Here is a 17,541-nt window from a genome sequence, read left to right as displayed (position 1 = left end):
CGAAATCGACGCCGCTGGAATCGGCCGGACGGTCTTATGGGTTTACGGCCTAGCCGAGCACGGCGAGGCCTATGCGCGATACATGCAGGACGTGCCCGGCTACTTTCCGCGACTTTCGTCCCATCCGACCGAAACGACGAGCCGCTAGCCAAATCGAGTTCCCGGCGTGGTTTGATCTGAGGGTCTAACGGCGAGCAATGCTTCGACCTTGATAGCCCGGCACGCCGCCGCACCCGGAGTTGCGCACAATAAAGTGCAGTTAGAAGTCACTTGCGTGTTGGGTCTGCTGGCCATGTTCACCCACATGCACATATTCTGGATCGCAGGTTTGCTTCTTGCACTGATCGATATCCCCGATGTGATCACGCCGATTAAGCGGATCGCAGGTGCAACGGAAAAGATCGCTGATCGCGCGGAAGTCGAGCGTGAAGAGCTAGGCGAGCGGCCCTCCGGTCCCGTTATCGAACCTCGGAATTCCGCCGCTGCCTAAGAATTTCGAGCTGTCTGTATCCAAGTCTAAGTGAGCAACGGAACGCCAACCGATACTCGGTCGGCGGACACAACGAACTGCGGACTCCGCTCGAGCGATAGAGGGACCGCTTTCGAGGAGCGTCTCCGCACAGGACGGGTTCGGAGAGTTGCATAGTGGTCGGTGGCCCCGGATTTGCGGTCCAAGCGCAGGTAGGCGCCCCGCGACCTCCACGTACAAAGGGAGCAAGGTTGCGAGAAAACGATATCGTGCATCCGCAACGCTTCCCATCGCAGCATGACGGAAGGAGGACCACCCGACGCCGGCGGTTGCTCCTCACCAATCCCTGCGGCGGCAGCGACAGTGCGAGAAAGCCCCCCGGCACTGGACCTTAATCTCGATCAAAGATTTCCGGTCGCGAAATGGCGACCCTCGCGGCCTCCGAAATGCTCGCCGCTGTAGCGCTGTCCTGCGTTATCCTCCGCAGCCGTGCCAAGGAACAGACTATGAGTTCGCCGCATTCTGACCATGGCCATCACGGGCATCGCGGCCATGAGGGTCACCAGGCGAGCGGGCACTCGGTCCACGACCGTCACGACAGCCCGAAGGTGGTCATGGCAGCCGGATCGAGCCATTCCGAGCATGCTGGACATGGCGGACACGACCATGGCGCCATGGTCGCCGATTTTCGCCGACGTTTCTGGGTAACGTTAGTCCTGACACCGCCGGTTCTGCTGCTGTCGCCGATGATCCAGCACTGGCTCGGCATTACCAGCGCCCTCGCTTTTCCGGGTGACGGCTATGTTCTCTTTGCGCTGTCCACGGCCGCCTATCTCTACGGCGGCTGGCCGTTCCTGACAGGCTTCGCCTCCGAGCTGCGTAAGGGGCAGCCCGGAATGATGACCCTGATCGCGCTGGCGATCTCGGCAGCCTATTTCTTCTCCGCCGCCGTCACCTTCGGCTTTCCCGGAGAGGCCTTCTACTGGGAGCTGGTGACGCTCATCGTCATCATGCTGCTCGGGCACTGGGTGGAGATGCGCTCCGTCATGGGCGCCTCACGCGCCCTCGAGGAGTTGGTGCGGCTCCTGCCGGACAGCGCAACGAGGATCGAGGCCGACGGCAGCACGCGCGAGGTTCCGATCTCGGCGCTGAAGCCGGGCGATCGCGTGATCGTCCGGCCGGGCGCCAAGGTCCCCGTCGACGGCAGGATCCTGGAGGGTTCCTCAGGCTTCAACGAGGCCATGCTTACGGGCGAGTCCAGGCCCGTCACCAAGACGGTCGGCGCGACGGCGATCGGTGGCGCGATCAACGGCGCCAACGCGGTGACGATCGAGGTGACCGCGACGGGCGACTCGACCTATCTCGCTCAGGTCATCGATCTCGTGAAGAAGGCCCAGGCGACACGCTCGCGCACGCAGGACGTCGCCAACCGGGCTGCGGCCTGGCTGACCTACATCGCCCTCATCGTCGGCTTCGGAACGCTCTTCGTCTGGTGGTTCCTCCTGTCCGCCCCTCTCGAATTCGCGCTCGAGCGGATGGTCACGGTGATGGTCGTGGCCTGCCCGCATGCGCTCGGCCTGGCCGTCCCGCTCGTTGTCGCCGTCAGTACCTCGCTCAGCGCCAGCAATGGCCTGCTGATCCGCGACCGCGCCGCCTTCGAACGCGCGCGCAATCTCAATGCTGCTGTCTTCGACAAGACGGGCACCCTGACCGAGGGCCGCTTCGGGGTCAGCGACATCGTGTTGCTCGGCGAGGGCAAGGTCGATGACGAGCTGGCCTTCGCGGCCGCAGCCGAAAGCCAGTCCGAGCACCCGATCGCCCACGGGATCGTTGCCGAGGCGAAGGCGCGGAACATCGTGCTGCCGAAGGCGACCGAGGTCAGCAACATCACCGGCGAAGGCATCGTCGCCAAGGTCGGCGACCAGGGCGTGCGCATCGTCAGTCCCGGCCATCTCGCCCGGCAGGGCCAGCCCGTCGAGCACCCGGAGCTCAAGCGACTCGAGGCCGAGGGCAAGACGGTCGTCGTGCTTGTCAGGGAGGGCACACCCCGGGCCCTGTTCGCACTCGCCGACATCGTCAGGCCGGAATCGAGGGAGGCGATAGCCGAGCTCACCCGCCTCGGCATCAGGTCGGTGATGCTGACGGGCGATGCCAGGGGTGTTGCAGAGACCGTCTCCAAGGAACTCGGCATCACCGAGTTCTTCGCCGAGGTGCTCCCCGACCAGAAGTCCGAGAAGATCAAGGAGCTTCAGGCGCGCGGGCTCTCGGTCGCCATGGTCGGCGACGGCGTCAACGACGCACCGGCCCTCGTCCAGGCCGATCTGGGCGTCGCCATCGGCGCCGGGACTGACGTCGCCGTGGAATCGGCCGACGTGGTTCTTGTCAGAAGCGATCCGCGCGATGTCGGGGCGATCCTGGGCCTGTCGCGCGCGACCTATCGCAAGATGGTTCAGAACCTGATCTGGGCGACCGGGTACAACACCATCGCCATCCCGATGGCCGCCGGCATTTCCTTTGGCACAGGCTTCCTGATGACCCCGGCCGTGGCTGCCGTCTTCATGTCCGCCAGCACCGTGATCGTCGCTATCAACGCGCAGTTCCTGCGCTTCTACAGGCGCCAGGCATGACTTCGACGAACCGACAGGAAAGCGTTCCGCGATGCGGCTGATCCTTCCCCTGCCCGGCAACGAGGCCTTCGCGCAACGGCTGGCGGATGCCGGAGGATGGGAGTTCGGCGCGCTCGAAACGCGCCGCTTTCCCGATGGTGAGAGCTATGTGCGCCTCCTGTCGGATGTCGCAGGCAGGCCGGTCGATCTCGTTGGCACGCTGGCCAGGCCCGACGAGGGCTTCCTGCGCCTGGTCTTCGCTGCGGATGCGGCTCGCTCGCTCGGAGCGCGGACGGTGACGCTGATTGCGCCTTACCTCTCCTATATGCGGCAGGATCGGCGTTTCAGGGCCGGAGAGGCCGTGACCTCGAGAAGCTTTGCGCGGCTCATCTCGTCGAGCTTCGACAGGCTGGTTACCGTCGACCCGCACCTGCACCGATATCCGGCGCTTTCCTCCCTCTATTCCATCGCCACGAGCACGCTGCATGCGGCCCCGCTTCTCGCCGACTGGATCGCGGCGGAAGTCCATTCGCCCCTCGTCATCGGCCCGGACGAGGAAAGCGAGCAATGGGTTTCGGCGATTGCCGAACGAGCCCGCGCTCCCTGGACGGTGCTTCGCAAGGTGAGGCATGGGGATCGCAGCGTCGATGTCGATGTGCCCGACCTGTCCGCATGGCAGGGGCGCCAACCCGTTCTCGTCGACGATATCGCCTCGTCCGGCCACACCCTGATCGAGGCGGCGCGCAAGCTCCCGCTGCAAGCATTTCCCAAGCCCGTCATTGCGGTCGTCCATGCCATCTTCGCCGACGATTCCTATGCTCGCCTGCGCACGCTATCCGAAAGGATCGTCTCCACGGACGCAGTCGAGCACGAGAGCAATGCCATCGGTCTTTCCTCACTGATTGCAGGCGAGTTGTCGGTCGCGGAAGATGCAGCGGAACAACTCGTGCGGCGGCGCAGGCCGCCCGAACCGCGCGACGAGGTTGAGCAAGCCGGATATGACTCCTTTCCGGCCAGTGACCCGCCACCCTGGACGTCCGGCCGATGAAGCCTCGCACGCAAATCGAGGTCCCGGGCGGGCAGAATGCGGTGACGAGCGCGAGGCTCAAGCGATCCGAATTGGCCTCGACTTTCGGCGCCGCTCTGTTCGGCGGCGGCCTCGGATTGCTGGTCGCCCGCTACGTTGCCGACCTTACGGTTCCCTTACTGCTGGCGGGAGCGCTCATGCATGCTTGGGGAATGTACGACAAGCACGCAATCGAGCGGGACCTGGGACGGCCCGAGGCGCCGTGGATGAGGGCGTTGTACTGGCTGTGCTGGCTGGTTCTGGCGGGCGTGGCTCTCACGATCATTCTGAGAGCGCTCCTCTATGCGGCTTCGGTCCAGGTATCCGCTCGCGCAGCAGCAGGCGCACTTCTCTCCTGAGAGCAATCCGCGCAGAAAGGTCCAGCGAGTGAACCACGATCCATCTCCCGAATTTCTGCGTTGGGCCAATGGCTATGGCGTCATCGAGCACTCGTCCGAAACCAGGGATCGCGTCCGGGCCCTGGGGGCGCGGCTGATCGCGGCCGGCAGAACGACCGAAGTGGATGCGTATTACCGCTTGCTCGCGGCGGCGGACCGCCTCGCGTCGGCCGCCATGTGGGCCGTCGTCCACATGACCTATGCCCGAAGGATGGACCTCTCCGGCGCGCCTTTGCCGCCGGAGGCCTTCAAGGCCACACCGGAGGGACATACCGGCGGCTCGCTCAATATGGTTCCCGCATTCGTCGGCTATCTCGTCGCCAACGCGATCACCGCGACGACGCGCTCCTGGCTCATGGGACAGGGGCATTGCGTCGCCTCCATAGAGGCGATCAACGCCCTTACCGGCGACGTGTCCGCCGTCCAAAAGGGCCGCTACGATCGTAGCGAAGCCGGGCTTTCGAGGCTTGCCACCGACTTCTATTCCTATGCGATCGACGGAAACGGACACGCCTCGGTTCCGCTCGGAAGCCACGCCGGCCCCAACACGGCCGGTGCGATCTCGGAGGGAGGGTACCTCGGCTTTGCCGAGGTACAATACGTTCACATGCCGCTCCCCGGCGAGCGGCTGGTCGCGTTCTTGAGCGACGGCGCCTTCGAGGAACAACGAGGTTCCGATTGGACGCCGCGCTGGTGGCGCGCCGAGGATTCCGGCATCGCGGTCCCGGTGATGATCCTCAACGGTCGCAGGATCGAGGAGCGAGCCCAAATCGCACAGCAGGGTGGCTCAGACTGGCTCGCCTCCCATCTGCGCCATAATGGGTTCGACCCTTTCACGATCGACGGGCGGGATCCAGCAGCCTTTGCCTGGGCGATCCTCACGGCGGAGGAGCGGCTCGAACGCTTCGCGGCCCGCCCGGACCGCCGCTATCCCGCGCCGATCCCCTACGTCATCGCCGAGACGGTCAAGGGCTTCGGGTTCCCTGGAGCGGGCACCAACGCCGCGCATAACCTGCCGCTCGGCGGCAACCCGTCGAACGACGAGGTCGCGCGCCAAGCGTTCAACGATGCCGCGCGGTCCCTCTTCGTGCCGTCGGACGAGCTCGATCGTGCCATCGGCGCGCTGGCGGTTCACGGGAAACAGAACCGCCCGCCCGAGAGCCGGCACCCGCTGGCGTTCCGGCACCCGCCCTCCCCTCGACTTCCTGAGCCCGATTGGACGAGGGCCGGCAGCCCGGCAGATTGCGCTATGCATGCGCTCGACCGGTGGTTCGTGCGCCTGGTCGACCACAACCCGGAACTGAGGCCGCGCGTCGGAAACCCCGACGAACTGCGATCCAATCACATGGGCGCTACGCTCGATCGCCTGCGCCATCGCGTGAACGTCTGCGAACCCGGGACCGCGGAGGCCGTGGACGGAGCGGTCATCACCGCTCTAAACGAGGAAGCGGTGGCGGGCGCGGCGCTTGCCAACAAAGGTGGCCTCAACCTGATCGTCAGTTACGAGGCCTTCGCCATGAAGATGCTCGGCGGCCTGCGACAGGAAATCGTCTTCGCCCGGCGACAGCGCGAGATCGGACGGCAGCCAGGCTGGATATCCGTGCCGCTCGTCGTCACCTCCCACACCTGGGAGAATTCCAAGAACGAGCAGTCGCATCAGGATCCCACGATCGGCGAGGCACTACTCGGCGAGATGTCGGACACCGCACGCGTCCTGTTCCCGGTCGACGCCAACACCGCTATGGCCGCCTTGCGCTCGGTCTATGGCGGCCGCGGACAGGTGGCCTGCCTGATCGTCTCCAAGCGCGACATGCCGCATCGGCTCGACGCCGAGACGGCCACCCGGTTCGTGGAGGACGGCGCGGCCCATTTCGAGGGCGTGCCGGACGCAGCCGACCTACAGATCGTCGCGATCGGCGCCTATCAGTTGGAAGAGGCGCTGAAGGCCGCCAGCCGACTTGGACGGCACGGTCATCGAGTCCTGGTCACAGGAATCTGCGAACCCGGACGCTTTCGTCAGCCGCGCGATCCTATCGAGGCGGCCTTTACGGCAGGCGACGATGCAGTCGCGGCGTTGTTCCCGCCGGATCTGCCGCGCGTGATCGTGACCCATACGAGGCCTGAACCCATGCTTGGCCTGTTGCGGCGGCTGGACGGCGGACCACGGCGGACCACGGCGCTCGGCTATATCAGCCGCGGCGGCACGTTCGACGTGCCCGGGATGCTCTTCGCCAATCGTTGCTCGTGGGCGCATCTGGTGGATGCGGCGGCGCCGCTCGCTGGCTGGTCCCAAGTCGACTTGCTCACACCCGCCGAGCGCGACGCCATCAATGGACGCGGCGACCCGGCCCACCTCCTAATCTCAACGACCTGAAGGGCCGTCACGCTCATGCTCACGCTCACCTCCCTCGGCGGCGCCGGTACGGTTACCGGCTCCAAGCATCTCCTTGCCCACAACGACACCCGCATCCTGATCGATTGCGGCCTGTTCCAGGGTCTCAAGAACCTGCGCGATCTGAACTGGGAACCGCTGCCCATCGACCCGTCGAGCATCGATGCGGTGGTGCTAACGCACGCCCACCTCGATCATTCCGGCTATCTGCCGAGGCTGGTTCGAGAGGGCTTTCGCGGCAAGATCTTCGCGACCGCCGCCACGAGCGACATCGCCGAATTGATCCTGATGGACAGCGCCCACCTCAACGAGAAGGACGCCGAATACGCCAACAGGAAGGGATTTTCTAAGCACAAGCCAGCCCTGCCGCTGTACGGAAGCCATGATGCCGAGCGCGCTCTCGAATTCTTCACATCGGTTCCATTCGGCGAGGTCGTTCGGCTTCCCGGTGGCGCCACGCTGAGGTTCCGGCACGCCGGGCACATCCTGGGTGCCGCCACCGCCGATATCGAATGGGGCGGACGCCGTATCGCCTTCTCCGGCGACATAGGGCGCTATGACGACCCGGTTCTCCCCGACCCCGAAGCCGTGCCCGAAGCGGACTATGTTCTCGTGGAATCGACCTACGGCAACCGCGTCCATGACCCGGCCGATCCCACCGAAGCGCTCGGTGCGATCGTCAAGAGAACGGTCGAGCGGGGCGGAACGCTGGTGATCCCGGCCTTCGCGGTCGGGCGCGCCCAATCGCTGCTCTACCATCTGTGGAAGCTCAAGACGAATGGGCAGCTTGCCAACGTCCCGATCTACCTGGACAGCCCCATGGCGATCGATGCAACCAATCTGCTGCACGCCCATCGCGCCGACCATCGGCTGCCTGTGGAGGTGTGCACCGCCGTCTGTGCGGTCGCGACCTATACTCGGGACGTCGAGGGTTCCAAGGCGATCACGGCCAGCCCCTATCCCAAGGTGGTGATCTCGGCGAGCGGGATGGCGACCGGCGGGCGCGTCCTCCACCATCTCAAGGCGTTTGCCCCCGACTCGAAGAATACGATCCTGTTCTCCGGCTTCCAGTCTGCGGGCACTCGCGGCCGCGCCATGCTGCAAGGCGCACACGAGACCAAGATCCATGGCGAGTGGATCCCCGTCCAGGCGGAAGTCGCCGAGTTGTCGATGCTCTCCGCGCACGCTGACGCGAACGAATTGATGCGCTGGTTGTCGGGCTTTCGGCGCGCGCCAAGCCGCGCCTTCATCGTTCACGGTGAGGATGATGCTTCGGAAGCCTTGCGCGTGCGAATCGACCGCGAGCTCGGCTGGAACGCCACCATCCCTCGCATGAACCAGTCCTTCGACCTATGACGATGCCCAACGATCCCGCCGTCACCCAACCGACGTTGCGAGCCAGGCGGCTACACCTGCACTCGCAGCACCAGGCGGTCGTCGTCATGCGGACCGACTGCCACGTCTGTCGCTCCGAGGGATTGGCCGCCCGATCACAGGTTCTGCTTTCCAATGGCGAGCGGCATGTCCAGGCGACGCTGTTCCAGGTCGAAGGGGACTCGCTCCTCGCCCTCGATGAGGCCGGGCTTTCCGAGACGGCCTGGGACCTTCTCGGCATCACGGAGGGCGAGGCGATCACCGTCAGCCATCCGCCCGCCATCTCGTCGTTGGCAAGCGTGCGCCGGCGCATCTACGGCAACCGGCTCGATGCGCAGGCGTTCTCCGCTATCGTCGGGGACGTGGTCGCCGGGCGCTACACCGACGTCCATCTCGCAGCCTTCCTGACGGCCAGTGCCGCGTTGCCGCTGAACGAGGGCGAGACGGCCGATCTGACGGATGCGATGGTCAAGGTCGGTGACCATCTGCGATGGGATGCACCGATCGTGGTCGACAAGCACTGCGTCGGCGGCCTTCCCGGCAACCGAACGACCCCGATCGTCGTCGCCATCGTTGCGGCGAACGGCTTGGTCATGCCCAAGACCTCCTCCCGCGCCATCACCTCTCCGGCTGGAACGGCCGATACCATGGAGACGCTCGCGCCGGTCGATCTCGACATGGCGAAGCTACGGCGAGTGGTCGAGGCCGAGGGCGGATGCGTGGCATGGGGCGGCGCCGTGCACCTCAGCCCCGCGGACGACATCTTCGTTCGCGTCGAGCGTGAACTCGACGTCGACACCGAAGGTCAGCTCATCGCATCGGTCCTCTCGAAGAAGATCGCCGCGGGCTCGACCCATGTCGTCATCGACATCCCCGTCGGGCCGACCGCCAAGGTCCGCAGCGGCGAGGCCGCCGATCATCTCGCGGATCGCATGAGCGCGGTCGCGGCACGTTTCGGCCTCAGCGCGACATGTCTCCAGACCGACGGGGCACAGCCCGTGGGGCGAGGTATCGGCCCGGCCCTCGAGGCTTTCGATGTCCTCGCCGTGCTCCAGAACGCGCCCGATGCCCCCGACGATCTGCGCCAGCGTGCCGCCCTGCTCGCGGGCGCGGCCCTTGAGATCGGTGGCAAGGCCGAACAAGGACGCGGCACCGTGATGGCCCTTGAAACGTTGAGCAGCGGCAAGGCCTGGACGAAGTTCGAGGCAATCTGCCGGGCGCAGGGCGGGTTGCGCGCACCGCCAAAGGCATCGAGCGTCCACGCGCTCGTCGCCCCAAGCGCTGGTCGCGTGGTTCATATCGACAACCGCAAGGTCGCCAGGCTTGCCAAGCTGGCGGGAGCGCCGGAGGCCAAGGCCGCGGGCGTCCATATGGAGGTCCGGTTGGGCGCGACGATCGACAGGGGCCAGCCCCTCCTGCATGTCCACGCCGAAACGGCTTCGGAATTATCCTACGCGCTCGACTACGCCTCGCGTGCCGGAGACATCGTCAAGGTCGAGCCGTGAGGCTCGAGCTATGGCCTTCCACGCTGGCTTGTCCCGGGACGCAGGCGTTCAACGTCTACCAACGAACCATGCATTGGATCGTGCCGCTCCTTTGCATCATCCAGGTGCCGACGGCCTGGGCGATCCAGCGCACGCACCTGGCGCACGGCTTCCTCAAGCCTGCTCCCATCGACTTGTTCCTGCATCAGGTTCACGCCTGGAGCGGATGGCTGATCCTGCTGATGGCGCTGCTACAGCTTGCGATCCGGCTCGTCCGCGGCAAGCCCCTTCCTCCCGATGGCACCTCGCGATTGGAAGCTCGGGTAGCTTCAGCCACACACATAGCGCTGTACGGCCTCTTGATCGCGCTGCCGGTGACCGGAACGATCGCGATGTATCTCACCTTCCGGGTCGCGCCTCTCCATAGATACCTGAGCTGGTTGCTCCTGGCATTGGTCCTCATCCACATCGTCGCTGCGCTCTGGCATCACCTCTATCGCCGCGACGACGTCTTGCGCAGGATGATCAAGGGCTGATGAGGCGTGCCGTCGCCAGGAACCGGGCGTCGGAGATCGGCTCCGGAGCGGACGCACAATGGACTCGTTGATCCCGCAGCTCGGCCTTGCTCTGGCCATCGGCTTGCTCGTCGGACTGGAGCGTGGGTGGCGAGAACGCGACACGCCCGATGGCGGCCGGACGGCGGGTATACGCACCTTTGGGATCTCTGGACTGCTGGGCGGCGTCGCCGCGGCCCTCAGCCTCAGCCTGAACACGCCCGCGGTCCTCATCGCCACGTTCCTGGCCTTCACCGCCGTCTTTGCGTGGTACCAGGCGCGCGAATCCATGCACGACGAGAGCTTCAGCGTGACCGGTGTCATCGCCGCTCTCGGCGTGTTCGCGCTCGGCGCCCTCGCGGTCACGGGCGATCAACGCGTCGCGGCGGCGGGCGGAGCCGCGCTCGCGGCCGTTCTTGCCAGTCGCGATCTCCTGCACGGGCTGCTCAGGAGGATTTCCTGGATCGAACTGCGCTCGGCACTCGTGCTCGCCGTGATGACCGCGATCGTCCTGCCCCTCCTGCCTGCGCGTACGATCGATCCATGGGGAGGCTTCAACCCCCGGCAAGTGTGGCTGTTCACGGTGCTGACGGCCGCGATTTCCTATCTCGGCTATATCGCCGTCCGGGCCCTCGGTACCGCTCGCGGCGTCCTGGTAGGCGGCCTGGCAGGCGCGATCGTCTCCTCGACCGCCGTCACCGTCGCGCTGGCGCGAACGGCGGCAGCGGGAGGAAGTCCCTGGCCGCTCGCCGGAGCGGCTGCGCTCGCCGCGGGCGTTTCCGTGCTGCGCGTGGCGGGGATCGTGACCATCGTCGCGCCATCGCTGCTCGGCGTTTCCGGCACCGCGATGCTTGCCGCGATTGTCGGCTTCGGGGCATCCGGCGCCCTCTTTCTGTCGCGGGGACGGGTGGACGGAGACGGTACGGAACCGCCCCGAAATCCCTTCGAGCTCGGACCGCTCCTGGCCTTCGCCGTGCTCTTCGGCGTCGTCTCGACGATCAGCGCCGTGCTGTCGATCGGAAGCAGCCGCGGAATGATCGCGACCTCCGCGATCTCGGGGCTTTTCGACGTGGACGTCGCCGTGCTCAGCGCCTTGCGGCTTCTCGGGCAGTCGGCATCGCCCGAGGCCGTCGGCCACGCTGTCCTGCTGGCGCTCGCGAGCAATGCTGTCGGGCGCATCTCGGTCGCGATCGCAACCGGACCTGTCCGCTTCTGGTTGCCATACATCGGCGCCACGATCGTCGCGGCTGCGTTGGGTTACGCGGCATTCGTCACCTTGCCGCATTTCGAGTGGGCGGGCCTCCTGGGCACTCCGAATCCTTGATCGGGGTTAATTCGCGACGTCGGGCATTGCGCTAGCTTTGGGTCCGAGGATCCACCGTTGAGCGGATGCGGACTTTGGCGAAGACCATTGCCGGACTGAGAAGAGCGCTGATCGTGGCGCTCGCGTTCGTGCTGATCGCGGTACCGACGATCAGCGCCCATCCCGTCCATTGCCTGGAGGAGCCGACGGCTGGGTTCTCCCAGGTCGACGCATCGAAAATCACAGCGAGCCAACACCAACATGGGCACGGCAACCCGGAGGCCGGAAGGCCGTCAGGTCCATGCTGCGCGGCGGCGTGCAACGCCTGCGGCATTACCATTGCAGCAGCCCCGAGATCCTCAAGCACCACCGTTGAGGCGGTCGCGTATCGCCGACAGGAGGAGCAACCCGGTGGCCTCGTGGCCCGTCCACCCCATGGCCCTCCTCGATACCGATCCGAGCGGTCCGTCTGACATCCAGGTCGTCCAGCTCAACGCATGTCTGCCAACAAACCGGATCAACGACCCTGCCGTCGCAGGCCGAAACAGGACATTCATCATGAACCGTCGCAGATTCCTCACTGCCGCAATGACCGGGGCCGCGGCGCTCGGCGCGAACGCCTTGATGCGCCCCGCCGCCAGTCTCGCCCAGGGAGCGAGCAGCCCATCACCGATCGACCTCCGGGTCGTCAGCCGGACCATCGAAGTCCACGGGAGGAGCGCCCGCGTGTTCGGCCTTCTGCAACCCGATGGCCGCCATGGGCTCATCCTGGAAGCGGGATCGAACTTCGACGTCCGCCTTGCCAACGAAATCGGCGAGGCCACGATGATCCACTGGCATGGCCTGACCCCTCCCTGGCACCAGGACGGCGTGCCGGACAATCCGAAGCCACTGCTCAAGCCGGGCGATGTCGCCCGCTACACCTTCCCCGTAGGCGCTGGCGGCACACATTGGATGCACGCTCATACGCTTCAGGAACAGAACCTGCTGGCGGCCCCCCTCATCGTCAGGACGGCCTCCGATCTCGCGCGCGACGAGCAGGAGGTGGTCGTCCTGCTGCACGACTTCTCCTTCAAGCCCGCCGAGGAATTGCTCGCGAAGCTGAAGGGCGGCGGAGGTCACGCCGCGCCGATGGACCATTCCGCGATGGGCCACGGGGGCAACACTCACCAGCCTGCGACGACAAGCCAAGCGACGGCCAGCGACCTCAACGACATCGACTACGATGCCTATCTCGCCAATGATCGCGCTCTCGATGATCCCGACGTGATCCGGGTGGAGCGTGGCGGCCGGGTCCGCCTACGCATCATCAACGGCGCCACCGCGACGGCCTTCACCATCGAGACTGGATCGGTTCCCGGCACGCTCTTTGCGGTGGATGGCAGGGACGTCGAGCCGATCGTCGGCACGGCCTTCCCGCTCAGCATGGGCCAGCGGCTCGACATCCGGCTGTCCTTGCCTGTGGGTCCGGGCGCCTATCCCGTTCTCGCGCTGCGTGAAGGGGCCAGCGAACGCACCGGGGTGATCCTCGCCACGCAGGGAGCCTCGGTGCAACGCGTCGCCGGAAGCGCCGAGCACGCCGGTCCGATCGTCGAACTCGGACTCGAGCGGAAGCTGCGGGCCCTGCATTCGCTTCCCGTCCGGGCTCCCGATCGCCGCTTCGCGCTGACCCTCACCGGCCGGATGCAGGACTACACGTGGGGGATCGGCGGCGCGGACGATCTCCGGATCCGGAAAGGCGAGAGGATCGAGGTCACGATGCGAAACGCATCGATGATGTCGCATCCGATGCACCTGCACGGTCATCATTTCCAGGTCACCGCCATCGACGGGGTATCGCTCCCGGGAGCCGTGCGCGATACGGTCCTCGTGCCGCCGGACGCAGCCGTGACGATCACGTTCGATGCCGACAATCCCGGCCGCTGGCCGTTGCATTGTCACCACCTCTACCACATGGCGACGGGCATGATGGCCCAGCTTGCCTATGAAGGGATCGGCTAGCCTCGGCCGGCGCGTCACCGCATCTGGACTCAGCTTTCGGCGCCCGGACCCGTGCACATGGCCTGTCCGGGCGCTCGCCTGAACTGAAGCGTCCATTCGTGGGGCGTTCTCGTCGATCTCGACTACCCTGGCTCCCGCGTCCGGTGGACGAAAGTTTCCATGCCGCGGTCCCTCAGAAATCCAATCTTGTGGTATAATATACGAGGCACGGTTCCTTGATCCAAGGAGGCGAGAATGGGTCTCCAGGGTGTCCTTTTCGCAGCGGCGGGACTGCTGCCCTTCCTCGTCGCTTCCACTGAGATCGCTCAAGCTCATCCCTCGGGATTGCGATTGGGCGCCCAAGAGATCACGCAAGCGGTTCACGGCAAGCTATGCACTACGCCGGGAGGCGCGAGGTTCGCGTTCGGAGCCGACGGACACTTCGCGTATGACGGGCTATGGCAGACCACTGGCAGCTATGTGGTCGCCGACAATTCGATCGTAGTCACGTTCGACAGCGGCCTTCGTCGAGCTTTCGCGATGTCCGTCAGGGATGGCGTACTCTACATGGAACAGACACGCGTATCGTGCGCCAACGGTGGATGATAGGCGGTTCGTCTTGCGCCCACTGCGGCAAAGGGGCGATGCCGTCGCGGACAACGACTTCAACGGTGCTGCTTCAGATGGTGGCCGCTCGGCGCCGCCGGCGATGGATTGCGGTAGCCACGCAGAACATCATATCGCGCGATCTGATCCGAGGTGAGCAGGCCAGCCGTCTCGATATGGGCCTGCAAATGTACCGCCCGCAATGAGCCCTGCCTGGTGCCGATTTGGGCCGTCAGTTCACGCAGGCGCAATGGCTCGATCGTGCGCCGTGCGAAGGCCACATCGAGCTTGAGCTCCAAGTCCAGGATTTCGGCGCCCAACGCCATCGCGCCCGCTTTCATGCGCGCCTCGGATTTCTTCAAGCCGCTGCGCTGTTCGGCCGAAAGCTGGAGTTCGGACGCCAGTTCGAGCGCGTGAAGTGGACCGGGATATCGGTTGAGTTCCGCGGGCTTGGCCAAACCCATGCCGCGCCCCAAAGACAGGTCATCGATCTCATTTCGTGAGAGAGCCTTGATCTCGCGCGCCTCCTGGCCAGCGTAAGGACTCACGGATTGAGCCGAGACGGGAGCGACCCATCCGGAGATCGCCAGGATGAGCAGGCTGAACGCGATTGCTTTGATCATGGAACGGTCTCCTCGATCATTCCGATAAGGGTGTCGGAAGCGCCGCAACATGATTGAAATCATGTCAGCTCGATAATGCCGTTTCCTCTCCGAATGATCCGTTCGGATTCCAACAGCGCGAGCGTCCGGTACAGAACCTCAGGCGCCAGACCGATCATCGCCGCGATGTCCTTCAGCGGCCCGCCGATGGTAATGGTGCGGCCGTCGACGCCGGTTCGCGCCACGAGGTAGCCGAGCACCCGCTCTCGCGCCGAGCGAACATCGCGCAGGGTCAAGGCGGACCGGAGTTCCATCACCTGCCGAGCAAGGTCCGCCGTTAGCTCCAACCGTGCGGTCGCATCGCCCTCCAACAGGGCGAGCGCCGCTGACTTGGGAAAGCAGGCGACCGAGCTCTCCGCCACGGCCCGCGCATCGCAATGATATGTCTCGACGAACAACGAGGCTTCGGCGAAACGCTCTCCCGGTCCGGCGACGAAGAGGAGGGTCTCGCACCCACTGGCGCTGAAGCGCGCAAGGCGAATCTGCCCTCTGCGGACCAGGAAGAAGCCCCGCGTCGCATCCCCGCTCGCGAATAGAGTCTCGCCCGCCGCGAGTTCCCGAATGACCGGCTTCAATCCGGCGAGGATGGACGCCATTGCCATCAGATCTGTTGCAGCCCCCGATAGCGCGCGAAAACATGCTGCCTGCTGGCGGAAAAGATGACGACGTCATAATCCTCGGGCGCCTGCCCGGGCACCTGCATTCCTGGTGAACCGACCGGCATCCCTGCAACCGCGAGGCCCGTCACCTTCGGGCGCTCGATCAGAAGCCGCTTGATCGCCTCGGCCGGAACGTGGCCTTCGACGACATAGCCACCGATTTCGGCGGTGTGGCAGGACATCAGACTATCGGGCACACCCAGCCGGGTCTTAAGCGGCGTGACGTCGGCAACCTCAACCATCTCAACCGGAAAGCCTGCTTTCCGCATATGCGTGACCCAGCCGCGGCAACAGCCGCAATTGGGATCCCGGGTCACGACCATCTTCGGAGGCGTCTCGGCGGCCGAAACAGGGCGCCGCAGCGCGAACGCTGAAACCGCCTGTGCGGCGCCGATCAACAGCGCGCGGCGGGATAGGGAAAGCTCGATCGGCACGATTGTCTCCTTTGCCTTGGTTAGGTCCTTCTCCAGTCGCGCGTCCAGCACCTTCACCGGAAGAAGACGTATTTTACGAGCGCGGCGATCACGAGCAGCAGAACCGCGATTCCGAGCAGGCCCGCGAGACCCATGCCCCAGCCCATTTCACCCATCATGTCGTGCATGCCTGGTCCCTCCATCATTCGACAGCAGCAACAAGGGGCGCTGAGGCGGCTTCCGATGCTGCCTTCTCAGGCGCCAGGGTCGACGGCAGCCGCCAGCCCTTGACCAGGCCGTAGATCGCCGGGATCACCAGCAGCGTCAGCACGGTCGAGGAGACCATTCCGCCGATCATCGGCACGGCGATCCGCTGCATCACCTCCGAGCCCGTGCCGGTGTTCCAGAGGATGGGGAGCAGTCCCGCCATGATCGCGACCACGGTCATGATCTTCGGCCGCACGCGTTCGACGGCACCGAGCATGATTGCCTCATGCAGGTCCGCGCGGGTGAACGCCCGCCCCTGTGCTTCACAGCGCGCACGCACCTCGCCGAGCGCGTGATCGAGGTAGATCAGCATGATCACGCCGGTCTCGGCAGCGACGCCGGCGAGCGCAATGAAGCCGACCGCAACGGCGACCGACATGTTGAAGCCGAGCCACCAGAGCAGCCAGATGCCGCCGACCAGCGCGAATGGCAGCGAGAGCATGACGATGAACGTCTCGGTCAGCCTGCGGAAATTCAGGTAGAGCAGCAGGAAGATGATCGCGAGCGTCACCGGCACGACCAGCTTGAGGCGTGCCTCGGCCCGTTCGAGATATTCGAACTGACCGCTCCAGGCGATGCGGAAGCCCGCGGGCAGCTTGACGCTCTGCGCGATCGCGTTCTGGGCGTCGCGAACGTAGCCGCCGAGGTCGCGCCCGACCGTATCGACGAAGATGTAGACCGCGAGCTCGCCATTCTCGGTCCGGATCGAGGTGGCGCCACGCTTGCGCTCGACGCTTGCGACCTCGCCGAGCGGCAAGCTGGCGCCGGACGGCGTCGAGACCTGGACCTCGCGCGCGATCGCCTGCGGATCGGAGCGCAGGTCGCGAGGATAGCGGATCGCCACCCCGTAGCGCTCGCGCCCTTCGACCGTCGTCGTCACGGTCTCGCCGCCCATCGCCATCACGACCGCATTCTGGACGTCGCCAACGGAAAGCCCGTAGCGGCCGAGTGCGATCCGGTCCGGCACGATGTCGAGAAAATAGCCGCCGATGACGCGCTCGGCATAGGCACTGCTCGTGCCCGGGACGGCCTTCAGCACCGTCTCGATCTGGCGAGAGATCGCCTCCATCTGGGCGAGATCGGTGCCGAACACCTTGACCCCGATCGGCGTGCGGATGCCGGTCGCGAGCATGTCGATGCGCGCGCGGATGGGCTGCGTCCAGGCGTTGGAGACGCCGGGGAACTGGAGCGCCTTGTCCATCTCCGCCTTGAGGCTGTCGAGCGTGACGCCTTCGCGCCATTCCGCCTTCGGTTTCAGGTTGATGATGGTCTCGAACATCTCGGTCGGGGCCGGATCGGTCGCGGTCT

General features: G+C 65.5%; 15 protein-coding genes. 11 read left to right on the top strand and 4 right to left on the bottom strand.

Annotated features, from left to right (window positions below; genetic code table 11):
- Positions 1-274: 274 nt before the first annotated feature.
- From AX750_RS20715 to AX750_RS20655, 11 genes are all read left to right on the top strand, one after another.
- The gene (locus AX750_RS20715; protein WP_156450223.1) at positions 275-490 is read left to right on the top strand and encodes a hypothetical protein; all 216 of its coding nucleotides are present in this window, start codon (positions 275-277) and stop codon (positions 488-490) included.
- A gap of 485 nt (positions 491-975) precedes the next feature.
- Positions 976-3,096 carry a heavy metal translocating P-type ATPase gene (locus tag AX750_RS20705; RefSeq protein WP_082737605.1) on the top strand — a complete coding sequence of 707 codons (2,121 nt, stop codon included), beginning with the start codon at positions 976-978 and terminating at the stop codon, positions 3,094-3,096.
- Positions 3,097-3,127: 31 nt separating this feature from the next.
- On the top strand, positions 3,128-4,123 hold the full coding sequence (locus AX750_RS20700; protein WP_054211502.1) for a ribose-phosphate pyrophosphokinase: 996 nt from the start codon (positions 3,128-3,130) through the stop codon (positions 4,121-4,123).
- Positions 4,120-4,500: a hypothetical protein gene (locus tag AX750_RS20695; RefSeq protein WP_054211503.1), complete on the top strand. Its 381-nt coding sequence runs from the start codon at positions 4,120-4,122 to the stop codon at positions 4,498-4,500. Before AX750_RS20700 ends, AX750_RS20695 begins: the two co-directional genes overlap by 4 nt.
- A gap of 28 nt (positions 4,501-4,528) precedes the next feature.
- On the top strand, positions 4,529-6,913 hold the full coding sequence (locus tag AX750_RS20690; RefSeq protein WP_245282479.1) for a xylulose 5-phosphate 3-epimerase: 2,385 nt from the start codon (positions 4,529-4,531) through the stop codon (positions 6,911-6,913).
- 15 nt (positions 6,914-6,928) lie between these two features.
- A complete protein-coding gene (locus AX750_RS20685) occupies positions 6,929-8,287 on the top strand; it encodes an MBL fold metallo-hydrolase (protein ID WP_054211504.1) in 1,359 nt (452 codons plus the stop codon).
- A gap of 2 nt (positions 8,288-8,289) precedes the next feature.
- Entirely contained in the window at positions 8,290-9,810 is a 1,521-nt protein-coding gene (locus tag AX750_RS20680) for a thymidine phosphorylase family protein (protein ID WP_054211514.1), read from the top strand.
- The gene (locus tag AX750_RS20675; protein ID WP_067254926.1) at positions 9,807-10,325 is read left to right on the top strand and encodes a cytochrome b/b6 domain-containing protein; all 519 of its coding nucleotides are present in this window, start codon (positions 9,807-9,809) and stop codon (positions 10,323-10,325) included. The genes AX750_RS20680 and AX750_RS20675 overlap by 4 nt, the downstream gene beginning before the upstream one ends.
- Before the next feature lie 58 nt (positions 10,326-10,383).
- The gene (locus AX750_RS20670) at positions 10,384-11,667 is read left to right on the top strand and encodes an MgtC/SapB family protein (protein WP_054211506.1); all 1,284 of its coding nucleotides are present in this window, start codon (positions 10,384-10,386) and stop codon (positions 11,665-11,667) included.
- 537 nt (positions 11,668-12,204) lie between these two features.
- On the top strand, positions 12,205-13,647 hold the full coding sequence (locus tag AX750_RS20660; RefSeq protein ID WP_054211515.1) for a multicopper oxidase family protein: 1,443 nt from the start codon (positions 12,205-12,207) through the stop codon (positions 13,645-13,647).
- 234 nt (positions 13,648-13,881) lie between these two features.
- Positions 13,882-14,232 (top strand): hypothetical protein, encoded by a 351-nt coding sequence (locus tag AX750_RS20655; RefSeq protein ID WP_054211508.1) that lies wholly within the window; start codon positions 13,882-13,884, stop codon positions 14,230-14,232.
- Positions 14,233-14,291: 59 nt separating this feature from the next.
- On the opposite strand, the gene AX750_RS20650 is transcribed toward AX750_RS20655, so the two are convergent.
- The 4 genes from AX750_RS20650 to AX750_RS20635 form a co-directional block, all read right to left on the bottom strand.
- On the bottom strand, positions 14,292-14,855 hold the full coding sequence (locus tag AX750_RS20650) for a hypothetical protein (RefSeq protein WP_054211509.1): 564 nt from the start codon (positions 14,853-14,855) through the stop codon (positions 14,292-14,294).
- A 59-nt stretch (positions 14,856-14,914) separates the two neighbouring features.
- Positions 14,915-15,490, bottom strand: coding sequence for a Crp/Fnr family transcriptional regulator (locus AX750_RS20645; protein WP_068072574.1), 576 nt, complete (start codon positions 15,488-15,490; stop codon positions 14,915-14,917).
- A gap of 5 nt (positions 15,491-15,495) precedes the next feature.
- Positions 15,496-15,990, bottom strand: coding sequence for a DUF411 domain-containing protein (locus tag AX750_RS20640; protein ID WP_047579408.1), 495 nt, complete (start codon positions 15,988-15,990; stop codon positions 15,496-15,498).
- Positions 15,991-16,168: 178 nt separating this feature from the next.
- On the bottom strand, positions 16,169-17,541 hold a 1,373-nt coding region (locus tag AX750_RS20635), incomplete at its 5' end, for an efflux RND transporter permease subunit (protein WP_197432852.1).

The organism is Methylobacterium sp. CCH7-A2, assembly GCF_001557075.1.
Lineage (GTDB): Bacteria > Pseudomonadota > Alphaproteobacteria > Rhizobiales > Beijerinckiaceae > Allobosea > Allobosea massiliensis.
This window is presented reverse-complemented; position numbering and strand designations above follow the sequence as displayed.